Consider the following 14,084-nt stretch of genomic DNA (forward strand, 5'->3'; position numbering starts at 1 on the left):
GGTGCTCTACGATTTTTGGTTTCGTTGCCTGTTATCTTTTTGCCTGCGCCCTCTGTAGTTGTTTTTCTTTTTTCTTGGTTTGTTTTTCCGGGGATTTTTATTTTCGAACCGGTCGATGCTTTCGTTGTTCATGGTTTGCCATCCGATTTCGTCAGCTCCGGGAACCTCTTTTTTCGGCAACTCCGGTTTTTTACCCCTTTTGTTTTGCTGGATAATGTCTTTTACTTCTTTTAACGAAAGAGCAAAAGTTCCTGATGTTGCATCGCCTTCAATGGTAAACCAGATTTCTTTTTTCAGATAGTCTGTTTTTAATGGTTTGGCAATGCCTTTACTCATTTCGAGGTACATGAGTTCTTCCGGAAATTCCTGGCGCGCTTCCATGTAAGTATCAAGTTCGTATAGCAAGCAGCATTTTAGCTTTCCGCAGGCACCTGCCATCTTTTGAGCTGATGGCGAAAGTCCTTGCTTTTGAGCTGCGTCTGAAGAAATGCTTGAAAAATCGGTTCGCCAGCTAGAACAGCAAAGTTCCCGGCCACACGAGCCTATTCCTCCTACCAGACCGGCTTCCTGTCGTGCCCCGATTTGTTTCATCTCAACTTTAATCCGGAATTCGCGAGCATAGAGTTTTATCAATTCCCTGAAATCAACACGCCCATCGGCAATGTAATAGAAAATGGCCTTTTTGCCGTCACCTCGGTATTCTACCTCTCCAATTTTCATGTCAAGCCCCAGATCTGCTGCCAGTTGTCTGGAACGTATTAACGTTGATTTTTCAATCTTTCGGGCAGAAGCCAGTACCTGCAAATCGTTTTCGGTAGCCTTGCGGTAAATGGTGTTTAGCGTGTATCGACGTTTGTTTTTTACTTTCCGGTCGAATTGTTTTTCGGCAAGATATCCCGTCAGAGTAACCTCTCCCACGTCATGGCCAGGCGAGGTGGCAACAATTACTTTGTCCCCTCTTTTTAGTGGAATATCGTCTGTGTTTCTGTAAAATTCTTTCCGTGTTGTTTTAAACTTAACCTCAACTATATCTGATTGATCCGACGTATCCGGTAGGTCGTTCAACCAATTGTATATGTCAACTTTTTCTTCAGTAACTGTATTATTGAACGCGCATCCTGCACAACTCATATCTTCCCCTGCTTTAATATTTCACGGGCAAAGATCGAAAAAAAGATTGAAATGTCGTAAATTAAATAATCTAAATTTAAAAGAATAAATGATGGAACCGTCTGAAGTATTTGCAGGTATTAATTATTGGGCAGTTGTTGTTGCTGCTTTCAGCTCGTTTATTATTGGCTGGATTTGGTATGGTCCCCTGTTTGGAAAAACCTGGATGAAGTTAAATGGTTTTACCGAAGATGATTTGAAAAAGGAGAGTTTGCCCGTGCCGGTAACAATGGTTGTAAACTACGTGGCAACAGTGTTGGCCGCTTTGGCTATCGCTATGTTTCTCGGTCCGGAATCGGATGCGGGTTTTGGCGTTTTTGCCGGATTAATGATTGCCGGATTCTGGATTGGCACCAGCCGGTTGAACGACGTTCTTTATGAACGGAAGCCGTGGAAATTATTCTTTATAAATCTGGGGTATTACGTTGTGATTTATATTATTATGGGCGCAATTCTGGGAGCCTGGCATTAAATGTATTGAAGGGGATAGGACTTTTGGGCTTTGTTTTTCGAAGGTTACTTTTGAAAAGTACCAGCAAAGTTGCCAAAAGTTATACGGATAATCTTGATTTCTTGTTGAAAAATATTGGCCGAAGCAGCTGTTGATTCTTTTCATCGGGCGAAGCAAACTACTATCTTTGTTTCCCAATGACAGAATCGAAAAAATATGTAGAAACGCCCTTGATGAAGCAATATTTCAAAATCAAGGACAAACATCCTGATGCTGTTTTGCTTTTCAGGGTTGGAGATTTTTATGAAACATTCGGAGACGATGCAATAAAGGCTGCCGAGATTTTGGGAATCACACTAACGCGGAGGGCAAATGGTGCCGCCAGTTATGTGGAGTTGGCCGGGTTTCCTTATCACGCACTGGATACATATTTGCCGAAGCTGGTTAGAGCCGGCCAGCGGGTAGCCATTTGCGAACAACTCGAAGACCCAAAACTGACAAAGAAAATTGTTAAGCGAGGCATTACTGAACTGGTTACCCCGGGTGTTTCTATTAACGAAAACATTCTGGAAAACCGGGAAAATAACTTCCTAGCATCGGTTCATTTCGATAAGAAAATGGCCGGGGTGGCATTTATGGATATTTCTACCGGCGAGTTTTTAACTGCCGAAGGAACCTACGAATATATTGATAAGTTACTGAGCTCTTTTCAGCCCAAAGAAGTGTTGTTTCAGCGGGGAAGGGGAAAGGAATTTACCGAGATATTCGGAAGTAAATATTATACGTATAATCTCGATGACTGGGTTTATACCACCGATGCTGCCACAGACCGGCTCACCCGTCATTTTGAAACAACCTCGTTAAAAGGATACGGTATTCAGAATATGCCGCTGGCGGTTATTGCGTCAGGCGCGGTGTTGCATTATCTCGATTTAACGCAGCACCACCGGCTAAAACATATTACCGGACTGAGTCGTATTGAGGAAGAACGTTACGTGTGGCTCGACAGGTTTACCATTCGGAACCTCGAACTATTTGCGCCTCTTCATGAAGGCGGAAAATCGCTGCTTCAGGTTATCGACAAAACAATAACACCAATGGGAGCGCGGTTGCTCAAACGTTGGATTGCACTGCCTTTAAAAGATATCAGCCCCATTAATGAGCGGCTGGATGCAGTTGAATTCTTTCTGAAAAATCCGGAATTAAAGGAAAATCTGGAGAATCAACTGAGACAGATTGGCGATTTGGAGAGGTTGGTGTCGAAAGTTGCTGTGGGACGCATTAATCCGCGGGAAATGGCCCAGGTAAAGAATGCGTTAATCGCTATTGCTCCAATGAAACAGATTTGCGCTGATGCCGATAATAAAACCCTGAACCGTTTTGCTGATCAGTTGAATTTGTGCGAGATTATCCGCGAACGAATTCAGAATGAAATTGTGGCAGATCCTCCAACGGCTGTGAATAAGGGAAAAGTGATTGCCGAAGGTGTGTCGGAAGAGCTCGACGAGTTGAGAAAAATCGCCTACTCGGGGAAAGATTACCTGGCCCAACTGCAAAAGCGGGAAGGGGAAAAGTATGGTATTCCTTCGCTGAAAGTGGGCTTTAATAATGTTTTCGGGTATTACATTGAAGTGAGGAACACCCACAAAGATAAAGTGCCGGAGGACTGGATTCGGAAACAAACGCTGGTAAGTGCTGAGCGATACATCACCGAAGAGTTAAAAGAATACGAATCAAAAATTTTGGGTGCTGAAGAAAAAATTCAGACACTGGAAACGAAGCTTTTTAATGACCTGATTATTGCGCTTTCGGAATACATTTCTGCCATTCAGATGAATTCTTTAATTCTCGCAAAAACGGATTGTTTGTTGTCGTTTGGCACATGTGCTGAAAGCTACAAATATTTCAGGCCCGAGGTAAACGAGAGTTCAGAGCTGGATATTAAAGAAGGCCGGCATCCGGTTATTGAACAACAGTTACCCATTGGAGAGTCTTATATTACCAACGATGTTCACCTCGATCAGGAAACCCAGCAAATTATAATAATAACAGGGCCAAACATGGCGGGGAAATCGGCATTGCTCCGGCAAACTGCATTGATTACGCTGCTGGCTCAGATGGGAAGTTTTGTGCCGGCAGAGTCGGCCAAAATTGGGTTGGTAGATAAAATTTTCACCCGTGTTGGGGCGTCCGATAATATTTCGTTGGGAGAATCCACGTTTATGGTTGAAATGAACGAAGCTGCCAGCATTCTGAATAATGTTTCGGACAGAAGCCTTATCCTTTTTGATGAGTTGGGGCGTGGCACTTCAACCTACGATGGTATTTCCATTGCATGGTCTATTGTAGAATATTTGCACGAACATCCTCGTGCCAAAGCAAAAACACTTTTTGCCACTCATTACCACGAACTGAATGAAATGGAAAGCTCTTTTTCGCGTGTAAAAAATTACAATGTGTCCATCAAAGACGTGGGCAATAAGGTGATTTTTTTGCGGAAACTGGTGCGTGGCGGCAGTAATCATAGTTTTGGGATACACGTTGCCGCAATGGCCGGAATGCCCAAGTCGGTAACTTCGAGAGCCGGGCAAATTTTGAGAAAGCTGGAGGGCAGCAAAGACAAGGAAGACTTGGCAAAGCCGTTGGGTGAGATTGGTACCAACCGCGAAGGAATGCAGCTGAGCTTTTTTCAGTTGGACGACCCGGTGTTAAAGCAGATTCGCGATGAAATTGCGCATCTCGATATTAACAATCTTACTCCGATTGAGGCGTTAAACAAGCTAAACGAGATAAAAAAACTGGCCGGATTGCGCTGATTCAGTTGGTGTCACGTGATTTTACGGGAAATTTTTTTCAATATTTTGTGATAACAAAAAATTAGCAATATATTTGCATCGCTTTAAAAGTAGGTTCTTTAACGTTAGTATTAGATGCGAGAATAGCTCAGTTGGTAGAGCACGACCTTGCCAAGGTCGGGGTCGCGGGTTCGAGTCCCGTTTCTCGCTCTTTTTTTATTGAAGGAGGCCCGGGTGGTGGAATGGTAGACACGTTGGACTTAAAATCCAATGATCATTATGATCGTGGGGGTTCAAGTCCCCCTCCGGGTACCTAATTAATAATGCGAGAATAGCTCAGTTGGTAGAGCACGACCTTGCCAAGGTCGGGGTCGCGGGTTCGAGTCCCGTTTCTCGCTCACCAAAAAAGGCTGCAGAATATGCGGCCTTTTTTCGTAACTACAGGGTTCTTTTTTCTTCGGTGGGTTTTTCAGGGGCTATAGACCAATGTCTGTTAAAGAGCCGGCTTTCTTTTTGCCAGGAAATCACGGATTGCCTCTCCCCCGCTGCATCGCTCCAAGATGCGAGGGAAATCAAAACCAATTCGACACAAAAAAAAGGTTCGACCATTACAGCCGAACCTTTAATATATTCATTTTAACGTTTTCTAAATCGTGTTTTTATAACCGCTCCTTCGCCAGTTTTTCTGGGCTTTCTTCGGGGCTAATTGCTTTCATCCGGAAACTGTACTTGTACTCTTTCTCGGTAAGGCGGTACTCATCGTGAGTCCAAGCTCCCCAACTGTTGTCGCCACCTACACCCATTTGCATAAAATCGATATTTACCGATGTCAGGTCGCGTGGCTTAATATCGGTGGTGTGGCGATTCACCACTTTTACACCTTCCATCTGCCGTCCGTCGGTACGCTCCATCGACTCAAAATCCTCCAAAAGGTTGTGGTGAGCACTTACATTAACCAGCGGCATTCCCTGGAAGAAAAGCCCGTTTCCGGCCTCATCAGTAATAGCAGCCCAGCGCACATCGGTTTTGTTTCCGTTTTCCTGCGGACGAAGATATGCCCAATACTGATCGGCAACGCTTCCTTTATAAAGTCCGACAAAAGCACTTGTTTTTCTATCTTGGTAACTTTCCTGCGGACCGCGTCCCAGCCACTCCATCTGGTCGAAGCGGCGCGGCATAATCAGATTCATTCCCATCCTAACAATTTCCGGCAGCTCTTCTTTGGTCATTTTAAAATGGTTCTCAACAATTACGTCGCCCGAGCCAAAAACTGTATAAACAGTGTTGTACTTTGCAATTTTCTCTCCCTGTTCATTCACAAGGTCAAAACTGAAAGCAACCTGTGCAAGGTTATCCGATTTTTCGGGCACCACAGAAATATTGGTGTTTTTCCCGCTCTCCTGCCAACTGCTAATATTATCGTTTACCTCCACAGAAACCACCTGTCGTTTTTTCCCGGCTTCGCGCCAAACCCGGCTTCGCTTGTGCAGGTTGTTGCCAAAATCGTTGTCAGTGGGCGCCCTCCAGAAATTAGGCACAGGCCCTTCCTGAATGAATTCAACATCTCCTTTTTTGAAACTGGTAATAACACCTTCTTCTTTGTCAAAAGTTACAGAAAAGCCTTCCCCGGTAACAACTACTGAGTTTCCGGCTTCGTTTGTAGACACAGCCGGCATGTCGGCAATATTCAATTTTGGCGCCACTACAAATTCAGGCAATTTTAACTGCTCCGCAGCCAGTTCTGCACCTGCCTCCAGCAATCCGTCAGGCCTTTTAAGCGTAGCTTTCATATTCACAAAATATTCCACTCCCGGTTCGGCATCCAGCGAAGCATCTATTTTTGCCATTACTGATTCACCCGGCTCAGCCTGAATATTTTCGAATTTCCCTGACTTAATCAACTTTCCGTTGCCGGTTATTTCCCATTCGAAATTGAAATCCGACAAATTGCGGAAAGCATATTTATTTTTAATGCTGATGGTGCCTTTTTTCAAATCTACCGGTTCGAACCCGATGTACTGATACACTTTTTTCACCTCAAGAAGATGTGGTTTTACGCCCCGGTCGGGATCAACCAATCCGTTGTTGCAAAAATTTCCGTCAGACGGAACTGTGTCAGGGCCAAAATCGCCACCGTACGCCCAGTATTCTTCACCTTCTTCATTGGTAGTAACCAATCCCTGGTCTACCCAGTCCCAGATAAATCCTCCCTGCAACACGTCGTATTTTTCAATCAAATCCCAATAATCCTGCAGGTTTCCAACGCTGTTTCCCATGGCATGGGCGTATTCGCACTGAATAAGCGGGCGTTCGGGATTCGACTGTGCATATTTCTCCATTCCCTCCATGCGCATATACATTGGGCAGACGATGTCGGTGTTGTACTCAAGCACAGCTCTCTCGTACTGAACCGGCCTGGTTGTATCAACCGATTTCAGATAATCGTAAGTTGCATAAAAGTTTACACCGTTACCGGCCTCATTTCCTAACGACCAAATAATAACGCTCGGCTGATTTTTATCGCGTTCAAACATATTTCTTGTGCGGAAAAGATGGGCTTCTTTCCAGGCAGGATCTTTGGCTAGAGACTCATCTCCGTAACCCATTCCGTGCGATTCGATGTTGGCTTCGTCCACAACATACAACCCGTATTTGTTGCACAGCTCGTACCACAATTCCGGTTGCGGATAGTGCGAAGTACGTACGGCATTCAGGTTGTGCGATTTCATTACCAAAATATCTTTCAACATGGTTTCCTTGTCCACCACATGCCCGGTAATTTCATGATGCTCGTGTAAATTGGCGCCTTTCAGATAGACGTACCTGCCGTTAACCCGCAAGGTGGCATCTTTAATTTCCACCGAACGAAAACCCACTTCCTGACGAAGAACTTCAACAACTCCGTCGTCATTTTTTAAAGTGATAACCAGTTCGTACAGGTTCGGATATTCGGCCGACCATTTTTTCACTTTAGGGACAACCGCATCAAAATGAACATTTTGTTTTCCTGTATTCAGTTTTTTCGAGAACTCCCCAACAACAAATCCCTGGTCGTACAAAACCGCTTCAACAACTCCTGAACCTGCTTTTTCGCCAATGTTCATTATGTCTATTCCCAGCGAAAAAACACCATCGGTATAAGTTTCATCCAGCCCGGAAGTAACCCTAAAGTCCTGAATTTGCTGCTGATTGCGCGCCAACAAATACACATCGCGGGTCATTCCGCTCATTCTCCAGAAATCCTGATCTTCGAGATAAGAGGCATCGCTCCATCGAAATATCTCAACGGCAAGCGTGTTTTCACCCGATTTCAGGTATTTGGTAATATTAAACTCAGCGGGTGTTTTGCTGTCTTCAGAGTAGCCAACAAACTGTTCGTTCACCCAAACATTAAGCATGGAACTTGCTGCTCCAAAATGCAAAATAATCTCTTTTTCGTTCCACCCTATCGGAATATTAAAGGTTGTTTTATACGAACCTACCGGGTTGTAAAATTCCTGAATTTTAGGCGGAGTCTTTTCGTGCGGGTATTTCACATTTACATAGATGGGGTAATCATACCCCTGTCTTTCCCAGTTTGAAGGTACTTTAATCTCGTCCCAATCCCTGACATCAAAATCATCTTTAAAAAACCAATAGGGCCTTTCTGCGGGTTTGGTTGCCAGATGAAATTTCCACATTCCGTTAAGTGACTGAACCATGGGCGACTGCCATTTATCTTCGGTTCGCGCCTGTTCAACCGTTGCATACGGGACAAAATAAGCACGGGGAACTTCCCTGTTAATTTCATACACTGCCGGATCTTCCCAGGGTGGATTCTCCTGTTCTTCCCAGGGAACATCGGAATAGTTGGAGTACTTATTACAAGACACCAACGTTACTGAAGCAAAAAATGCCAAAGCGATAAAAAGATAATTTCGATTAGCCATAATTGGGTGTTTAATATTCGTTGTTTTATTGAAGGACGATAAATTCGTTGATTTCACCTATTCAAAAGGCGACAAAATAAAATCTCAACAGGGGAAAAAATGTGTTTTCCCCAAAAAACCAACACTATTTTGTACTCTTCTTCTATTTAAACAGAGAAGCCACTTTTCTTTTAACTTCCGAAACATCAGGATTGAAATCGAACACCAAGTCAGGTTTCAGGTAGAACAATTCTTTTTCTGCTTTAAACCGATCTTCTCCTCCTCCGGTAATGTTCAGCATAATTGTAGCATCCTTGTCAATTTCACCATTTTGTGCCGCGTTGATAAGGGTAGCAGTAGCAACTGCCGCTGCCGGATGAATGTCGGATCCTTCTGTTTCTTCAAAAAGCTGGGCAGCTGCCCTTGCCTGTTCGTTGGTAGCAACAAGAACATCGCCACCCGTATCGGAAAGCGCATCAAAAAGGCCTCCTGCAATCGGGTACGGAGGTTTTCGGTTGGACAACACTTTCGCGTCAATTCCTTCAACCTGTTTCCGTGCTGTTGTTTCATCCAGCGGAAGCATCGCACGCGAACCGGCTTTCCAGGCATCGTAAATGGGCAGGAACGGCACGTTTTGCGAAACCATCAGTTTCATTTTATTTTTTCCGAAACGGCCATCTTCAATAAACCGCATGTTGGCCTCCCACGCAGCAATAGCTCCGGTCCCGCTTCCAACAGCCTGAAAATAATAATCAGGAATTTTCCCGATGGCAGTAACGGCAGAGAGAACGGTTGTGCCCATCCCGTCGCGGCGGGCAACATTTTTAGCGCCACCTTCAGGAATAAAACCTTCCATTCCGGCTACAATATTTGATAAATGAATTGCATCGAAGTAGTCGCTTCCCGATCTGCTGCATATAAGCTTCACACAATCGTTCAACGGTTCGTCAAACCAGAGTGCTCCAATATTATCTTCAGGAACACAAACCAGCAACGGAATGTTGTTTTCCGAACAAACTTCGGCAAACGAACGCGAGGTGTTTCCGGCAGATGCCACAACCAAAACCTCATTCATATCCGAAGTCATTCTTCCACAAACAGAAAACGCCTCGGTTTCTTTAAAGCTACAGGTTGTCATGTTCGCACCCTTTTCGGGCCAGTAACCGCTAAAAGTAATCCACAAGTTTTTCAACCCGAGGGCTTTTGCCAGCCCCTCGCTTTTGTAGGTTGCCGGAGCAGACGACCCTTTCAGCGTGCGGCTTAGCGGCAGCCAATCTGAAAATTTATACAACCCCCAGGAGTTGTCTTTTACATCAATTTGTTTTTTTTCGTATAACGCCCTGATTAGCGAGGGTTCGGTTTCTCCGGGGGCATCAAGTGTCCATCCTTTGTCACTAAAAATTTTTCCCGATTTTACAGATTGAAGCCGATAACTGGTTCTTGTAAAAGTTTTATTCATTGTTATTCTCTTCGATGAAACCACAAAAGTAACATTTTACAAAAATTTATCAGGAAAAATAAAAAAATCCGAGGCTCCTTTCCCTGAAGAAAGCAAATATTCATTATCCGGCTATTGTTGCATTCCGCCAAGCATTATCAATAAAAATTCCAAATAACAGAAACACAACATTTTCACCACACAAAAGCACTTTTTAAAAAGCGAAAATGATATTTTTGTTTAGACGAAACGCTGAAGCAACTTAAACCATGAACAATCAAAAACTAAAGAAAACCATCATCACCCTGCTCAGAGTGGCCATTGGCTGGCATTTTTTATACGAAGGGCTGGTTAAATTGTGGGCTTCAAACTGGTCGGCAGCAGGTTATCTGGCAAATGCAACCGGTCCTTTTTCCGGCTTTTATCATTGGATGGCAGCCTCGGAAGGAATCATCACTATTATTGATCCGGTGAATATTGCGGCACTGCTGTTAATCGGCGTTGCCCTTTTTCTGGGAATTTTTATTCGCACGGCTTCGGTTGCCGGCTTTGCTCTGTTAACGCTGTACTATTTTGCCTACCCTCCGTTTGGCGGCTCGCTAGCCGGAATGGCCGACGGCAGTTACTACATTGTAAATAAAAACTTTATTGAAGCAGCAGCCTTGCTTATCTTGCTGTTCGCTAAAGAAAGAGGCTTTGGACTTTACGCGCTAAAATATTTTTCGACTGCCCCAAAAACTACAGAAGCAACAAAAGGTGAGCCGCAAGAAAATTTTTCTTCGCGAAGGGAAGCGCTAAAAAACCTGGCAACACTGCCGGCGTTAGGAATTATCGGCTGGGGGGCATTCCGCGAAAGCAAGGAGTTTGGTGTTGACACATTGTCGGGTGCTACCATTCAGGTTGGCGGCGCAGGCATTAACGAACTAAAAGGCGATCTGCCCAAAGGAAAAATAGGGAAACACATAATCAGTCGGCTGGTACTGGGCGGAAACCTTATTGGCGGCTGGGCACATTCCCGCGATTTAATTTATGTTCCCTCCCTGTTTCGGGCATACAACACCGAAAAGAAAATTTTTGAAACGCTCATGCTGGCCGAAAAAGCCGGGATTGACACGATAAATATTGGTTTCCCAACCATTGAAACAATGTCAAAATACCGAAAAATAACCGGAAGCAAAATAAAAGTGATTACCCAGGTTCATCCGGATATGGAGAACAACGACTATTTTGTGAATATTGACAAGGCCATTGATTCGGGGATGGATATTATTCAGGTGCAGGGGAACTGGTGCGACTGGCTGGTGCGCGACAAAAAATTTGAGGTGATTGAAAAAATGATGGATCGAATCCGCTCGCAAGGATACACCGCCGGGCTTGCATCGCACACTGTTGATGCGCTGATTGCCTGCGAAGAAAAGGGAATTATCCCCGACTACTACATGAAAACAATGCACCACGACAAGTACTGGTCGGCACACCCGCGCGAAAACCGCGTGCCTTTTGAAGTAGATGGCAAAAAACACCTCGACCACAATCGTTTTCACGACAACTGTTTCTGCCTCTTTCCTGACCGGACGACAGAATTCGTAGAACGTGCAAAAGTACCGGTAATGGGGTTTAAAGTTCTGGCCGCGGGATCCATTCCTCCTGAAAATGGTTTTGAGTGGGCTTTCCAAAACGGAGCCGATTTTATCTGCGTGGGCATGTTCGATTTCCAGATTGTAAACGACGTAAACATCACCATTGATGTATTAAATAACCTTCAGGGAAGAAAACGGAAATGGTTTGGCTGACAGAAATTTATTTATTAAACTTCGCATAAAATTGCTTTATACAACCACAATATTTACACACGGACAAACATGAATTTTCTTCATTCTAAATTCACAAAAAGAAATGATTAAAATTTATGCGAATTCCTGAATGTATTCAAATTTGTTGAACATTCAGCAATCAAAAAATTTTATACGCATGAAAAATTTAGTTTTAAGCCTGATTTTTGGATTGACTGTTTCCTTTGGATTTTCCCAACAAAACGAGGAATTTCAGCTTCTTATAAGAGCCGATGACATTGGATCTTTTCACGCTGCCAACAAAAGCTGCATCGAAGTATACAAAAACGGAATTGCACGCTCGGTAGAATTAATGCCGCCGTGTGCGTGGTTTACAGAAGCAGTTGAAATGCTGGCCGAAAATCCGGGGTACGATGTTGGCATTCATTTAACGTTAACCAGCGAATGGAGCAATGTAAAATGGAGGCCACTCACGCACTGCCCCAGCCTGGTTGACGAAGACGGCTACTTTTATCCGATGGTGTGGAAGAATTCCAATTTTCCGCAAAATTCCTCGATCTCTGAATCGGACTGGAAACTGGAGGAGATTGAACAGGAGTTAAGGGCGCAAATAGAACTTTCCGTAAAGCACCTGCCACACATTTCGCACCTTTCCAGTCACATGGGATTTACCGGCCTCGACCCGAAAATAAACGATCTGGTAAATAAACTCGCCAAAGAATATGGATTGGAAGTCGACACAAAAGAGCTCCAACGCTTTACGGGATGGGGAAATGATATTCCCCCGGAAAAAAGGATTGACAAATTCTGTGAAAACCTGAAAAAGCTCACTCCCGGCAAATATCTTTTTATCGAACATCCGGCAAAAAACACAGCGGAGATGGAAACAGTAGGGCATATCGGTTACGAAAATGTAGGAGAAGATCGTGAATGGGTCACACGGGTTTTTACCAGTCCTAAAGTAAAACAAACCATTCAACAAAAAGGAATTAAGCTGATTAGTTATGCGGATTTGAAGCAATAACCAACGACGAATTAATATTGCAGATTCTGTCGCTTTACATCAAAAAAAAGGTTGCCTTGGGAAAGACAACCTGGGAACAATTTCAAAAAGGGATGAGAGAGTTTCAGGTAATTCGGAAAAGAAATCATTTTGTTTTGAACAGCTTTTAGAAGAACTCAGTGATGAAAAATGATGCTTTTCTTTTACCCGATACAAATAAAGCCCCATTTTATTTCATTACGTTTAATGTACGGTTAAAGATTAATTAAAAGCCGCCAGCCATGCTGCCCAACTTGTTTTTTATGTCTTAGAAATAATCCGTAACTTACGGAACATGAACACACTTACACACATCCTAAACGACTTATCGGACCTGTTTTACCCGCAGCTTTGCATCACCTGCAACGAAAGGCTTATTTCCCAGGAAAAATACATTTGCATGAAATGTTGGTTCGACCTGCCGGTCAGCAATTTTCACACTGACGAAGAAAACAAAGTTGCGCAACTGTTCTGGGGAAGGGTTCACGTTGAACAGGCCACTTCTTTTTTTCATTACCGCAAAGGCAGCAGGTACCAAAAGCTCATTCATTTTATAAAGTATAAAGGGATGAAAGAGCTGGGGCAGGAAACCGGAAAAAAGTTTGGAGATATTTTGGCGGAAGACGGGAACTTCAATCGCGTGAATGTAATTGTTCCGGTGCCGCTTCATCCAAAAAAACAAAAAAAACGGGGGTTTAATCAGAGTGAATGGATTGCACGCGGCATTGCAGAAGTAATGCACAAACCAATATCGGCCGACAATTTGTTCAGGAAAGTTTTTACGGCTACTCAAACCCGCAAAAACAGGTTTGAACGCTGGCAGAATGTAGACGGAATTTTCGGAGTAAAAAAAACGGAGCTTTTTGAAAACCAACACATATTACTAATCGACGACGTGGTTACTACCGGCTCTACGCTTGAAGCCTGTGCCTTTGAACTGCTAAAAATTAAAGCGACAAAAGTGAGCATTGCCACCCTTGCCTTTGCCGATTTTTGAAAAACCCCTCAACCTCTTCTCTTCTGCTTTGTTTCATCTTTAGTTTGAAAAAATAAAAAAATGGAATTTCACATCAGCCAATATACTTCCGGGCAAAAACCCGAGGTTCCTCTTCCTTCGCACGAAATTTTTAATACGTTAGGCGAAGAAAAAATTCGCAACCTGGTAAACGATCATTACAATCTTTTAATTGAGAGCGGAATAAAGCACCTGTTTCCACAAGACAACATTGGCTTGGAGAAAGCAAAAAAAAATTCATCCGATTTTTTCATACAGATTTGCGGTGGTCCCATGTATTTCAACAAAAACCGTGGCCGTCCCATGATGTACAAACGCCACCTTCCGCATAAAATAACTCCCGAGGCCCGTCAGGTTTGGCTCGAATGTTACGCGCAGGCAATCAGGCAACAACAATTACCCGACGATTTAGCCCTGTCGTTTTGGAATTACATCGATATTTTTTCGATGTGGATGGTAAACCACTGGTAAT

At 43.7% G+C, this 14,084-nt stretch carries 9 protein-coding genes and 3 tRNA genes; 9 read left to right on the forward strand and 3 right to left on the reverse strand.

The features are described 5' to 3' along the window. Positions 1 to 6: 6 nt before the first annotated feature. Positions 7 to 1,131 (reverse strand): PSP1 domain-containing protein, encoded by a 1,125-nt coding sequence (locus tag BUB08_RS08405; protein ID WP_073000718.1) that lies wholly within the window; start codon positions 1,129 to 1,131, stop codon positions 7 to 9. 88 nt (positions 1,132 to 1,219) lie between these two features. On the opposite strand from BUB08_RS08405, the gene BUB08_RS08410 reads away from it, so the two are divergent. The 5 genes from BUB08_RS08410 to BUB08_RS08430 all read left to right on the forward strand — a co-directional run bounded on the left by BUB08_RS08410 (position 1,220) and on the right by BUB08_RS08430 (position 4,814). Further along, positions 1,220 to 1,642 carry a DUF1761 domain-containing protein gene (locus tag BUB08_RS08410; protein WP_073000720.1) on the forward strand — a complete coding sequence of 141 codons (423 nt, stop codon included), beginning with the start codon at positions 1,220 to 1,222 and terminating at the stop codon, positions 1,640 to 1,642. A 212-nt stretch (positions 1,643 to 1,854) separates the two neighbouring features. Next, positions 1,855 to 4,437, forward strand: coding sequence for a DNA mismatch repair protein MutS (mutS, locus tag BUB08_RS08415; RefSeq protein WP_245820182.1), 2,583 nt, complete (start codon positions 1,855 to 1,857; stop codon positions 4,435 to 4,437). Positions 4,438 to 4,553: 116 nt separating this feature from the next. After that, positions 4,554 to 4,626: transfer RNA gene (locus tag BUB08_RS08420), tRNA-Gly, on the forward strand. Between the two features lie 18 nt (positions 4,627 to 4,644). Beyond that, positions 4,645 to 4,728 (forward strand) — tRNA-Leu (locus tag BUB08_RS08425). A 13-nt stretch (positions 4,729 to 4,741) separates the two neighbouring features. Then, positions 4,742 to 4,814: transfer RNA gene (locus BUB08_RS08430), tRNA-Gly, on the forward strand. Between the two features lie 261 nt (positions 4,815 to 5,075). Here BUB08_RS08430 and BUB08_RS08435 read toward each other — a convergent pair. Both BUB08_RS08435 and BUB08_RS08440 read right to left on the reverse strand, forming a co-directional pair. Then, positions 5,076 to 8,345, reverse strand: a complete 3,270-nt coding sequence (locus BUB08_RS08435) for a beta-galactosidase, LacZ type (RefSeq protein WP_073000724.1) — start codon at positions 8,343 to 8,345, stop codon at positions 5,076 to 5,078. Between the two features lie 142 nt (positions 8,346 to 8,487). Next, entirely contained in the window at positions 8,488 to 9,783 is a 1,296-nt protein-coding gene (locus BUB08_RS08440; RefSeq protein ID WP_073000726.1) for a cysteate synthase, read from the reverse strand. Positions 9,784 to 10,031: 248 nt separating this feature from the next. On the opposite strand from BUB08_RS08440, the gene BUB08_RS20235 reads away from it, so the two are divergent. The 4 genes from BUB08_RS20235 (at position 10,032) to BUB08_RS08460 (ending at position 14,083) form a co-directional block, all read left to right on the forward strand. After that, entirely contained in the window at positions 10,032 to 11,555 is a 1,524-nt protein-coding gene (locus BUB08_RS20235) for a DoxX family protein (protein WP_073000728.1), read from the forward strand. 178 nt (positions 11,556 to 11,733) lie between these two features. Further along, a complete protein-coding gene (locus tag BUB08_RS08450) occupies positions 11,734 to 12,579 on the forward strand; it encodes a polysaccharide deacetylase family protein (protein WP_073000904.1) in 846 nt (281 codons plus the stop codon). 313 nt (positions 12,580 to 12,892) lie between these two features. Continuing rightward, entirely contained in the window at positions 12,893 to 13,594 is a 702-nt protein-coding gene (locus tag BUB08_RS08455) for a ComF family protein (RefSeq protein WP_073000730.1), read from the forward strand. A 60-nt stretch (positions 13,595 to 13,654) separates the two neighbouring features. Then, on the forward strand, positions 13,655 to 14,083 hold the full coding sequence (locus BUB08_RS08460; RefSeq protein ID WP_073000732.1) for a globin domain-containing protein: 429 nt from the start codon (positions 13,655 to 13,657) through the stop codon (positions 14,081 to 14,083). Position 14,084: the final 1 nt, after the last annotated feature.

It is taken from the genome of Mariniphaga anaerophila, assembly GCF_900129025.1.
Classification (GTDB): Bacteria; Bacteroidota; Bacteroidia; order Bacteroidales; family Prolixibacteraceae; genus Mariniphaga; species Mariniphaga anaerophila.